2 protein-coding genes are annotated in these 2,067 nt (G+C 46.8%); both read left to right on the top strand.

The features are described from left to right. The first annotated feature begins 62 nt into the window (after positions 1–62). Complete coding sequence (locus tag FJM67_RS17835) at positions 63–872, top strand: hypothetical protein (RefSeq protein ID WP_235890104.1); 810 nt, start codon at positions 63–65, stop codon at positions 870–872. Continuing rightward, a complete protein-coding gene (locus FJM67_RS17830) occupies positions 850–1,971 on the top strand; it encodes a putative bifunctional diguanylate cyclase/phosphodiesterase (RefSeq protein ID WP_235890103.1) in 1,122 nt (373 codons plus the stop codon). Before FJM67_RS17835 ends, FJM67_RS17830 begins: the two co-directional genes overlap by 23 nt. Positions 1,972–2,067 lie beyond the last annotated feature (96 nt).

The following is a 2,067-nucleotide window of genomic DNA, read 5'->3' as shown; positions in this document are numbered from 1 at the left end:
GGGTAAGTGCCCGAGCGTAAGCTTGGAGCACTCACAGCCGGGAACACTGTTCGCCCGGCGATATGGAATATTTTTCCATACAACTAGGAACGGTAATAGACTTTTACAACGGTACCGTGCCATGGACGAATCCCGCCGCTCGTCATGGTTTCTTCTCCCAGTATCAGACTCCGGAGGCGATTTATCGCTCCCAGTCGGAATCTTTATTGCAAGATTTGCAGCAAGCCATGCGCTATGACTTACCCATAGGAACAGAGGTCTACTGCTGGTTAATGCATAACGACCAAGGGTTACTGCATCGTTGCACCGGGAAAATCGTATCATTGGGCTCTAGTATGCGTGGCATTGCGATTAATGCTGAACCTATGAATGAAGAGGATATTCCCGGCGTTGAAAAGGGACTATTAGATGATCTAATACAATTTGACTCTCTTTGTGCTGCCGTGTTTTGGCGTGATGGTAAGGAACAGTTCCTGTCGGATAAGGCACAGCAGATATTTGGAGCAGTTACTCATCTACACGACTTATTTGCGGTCGCCAGTGCCAGTAAGAGCTTTATTGAACGTCTGGGTAAGGCCGGCGCTTTACACCAAGAAATACGCTTGGCTACTACCAAAGGCATCCGGTGGTGTCAGATCGAAGCGCGCCTGAATACCACGGCGGGCTTAATATATTTTATGGCGCAAGATATTCAAGCCGAGCGGGACTTTGACGTCAGTCTATATCGACTCAAGAACTATGATGAATTGACGGAGTTGCCAAATCGTAATTTGCTGTATCAACTGCTCGAAAAGGCGCAAATAACAGCAAAAAAAACGTCAGCGACAGTTCGGTATTTTGTACCTAGATATGGACAATTTCAAAGTTGTTAACGATACCTTTGGTCATCGAGTAGGGGATCAGCTCCTACGTCAGGTTGCTGAGCGTATTAAGAATATGATTCCTTCCCGCAGTTGCCTATATCGCTTGGGTGGCGACGAGTTTGTTGTCGTACAAGAAGGTATTGCCAGTATTGAAGAGATGGAAGATATAGCAAAAGGGATTCATTTGGTTGGGGGAATCCCTTATCCAATGGACAATATGGAAATGCTGATTTCCACGAGTATTGGCATTGCGTGCTATCCACAACATGGTTCCAACATCGATGAATTATTGAAAAATGCCGATGCGGCTATGTATCGCGCCAAAGGTACGGGTCACAACACTTATCGGGTGTACCACGAAAGTATGACTGAGGGGTACAACGCCTATCTGACTCTAGGGGGCGGTTTGCGCCGTGCCATTGAAGAAGAGCAGTTTGAACTTTACTTCCAACCCAAAGTCCGGCTTAGTGATGAAATAACCGTGGGCGCCGAGGCATTGATACGCTGGCAACATCCTGAACTGGGTATGATTCCTCCCAGTCAATTCATCCCTATTGCCGAGGAAAGTGGCTTAATTTTACCACTGGGTGAGTGGGTGATTCGCCAAGCCTGTCGTCAACTGGCCCAGTGGCGTGATCTTGGTTATCCACCAATTAGCTTGTCGGTAAACCTATCTGGGCGACAATTTATGCAGCCTGATCTCGTCGAGCGAGTCCGTGCGGTGTTGGACGAAACCGGTGTCGATCCACAATATTTAGAGCTAGAGCTCACCGAAAGCATGTTGATGGCGGATGCTCAAGAGACTATCGTGAAGCTACATGCGTTTCGAGCGATTGGTTTAAGCCTGTCTATCGACGATTTTGGTACTGGTTATTCGTCGCTGGCTTATCTAAAAAAATTCCCGATTCAAGCCTTAAAAATTGATCGTTCGTTTGTGACTGATCTTGGCTCAGGCACCGACGATGATGCTATTGTGAAAGCTACTATTGCCATGGCGAGCAGCCTAAATCTTAAGGTGTTTGCAACTGTTGCTGATTTTATATTACTGTATGTATATGGCTGTGTTGCATTTGAGTGTTGGTGGTCTATGCTGAAAACTGTAGTCTAGATGCACCGGAGCCTTCATGAGCACTCAACGCCTTAGCAGTATTCTCCCACATCTTGAAGAACTCACATACGCAGAGCTGAAGAAGCTCAAGCATGA

It is taken from the genome of Maribrevibacterium harenarium (genome assembly GCF_006385675.1).
In the GTDB taxonomy this organism is placed as follows: domain Bacteria; phylum Pseudomonadota; class Gammaproteobacteria; order Pseudomonadales; family Marinomonadaceae; genus Marinomonas; species Marinomonas harenarium.
This window is presented reverse-complemented; position numbering and strand designations above follow the sequence as displayed.